A 231-nucleotide genomic window follows, 5' to 3' on the forward strand; every position below is an offset into this window, starting at 1 on the left:
GCTCCGGGCGAGACGATGATCGACGGGACTTTCGGAGCGGGCGGCTATACGCGCGCGCTGCTGGCGAAGGGCGTGCGGGTGATCGCGTTCGATCGCGACCCGGATGCGATCCTGGCGGGACAGGCGGCGGTGGTCGAGGGGGCGATCGAGGGGCTGACGCTGGTGCAGGCCGATTTCTCCGCGATGGAATCGGCGATCGAGTCGCCGGTCGACGGCGTGACGCTGGATATC

1 protein-coding gene is annotated in these 231 nt (G+C 69.3%); it reads left to right on the top strand.

What is annotated here, in order from left to right; translation table 11 throughout:
* Positions 1-15 precede the first annotated feature (15 nt).
* The coding region (gene mraW, locus AC0IYH_RS34225) for a 16S rRNA (cytosine(1402)-N(4))-methyltransferase (RefSeq protein WP_471838953.1) at positions 16-231 on the top strand (216 nt) is incomplete at its 3' end.

The organism is Pseudomonas sp. AC463 (assembly GCF_979253585.1).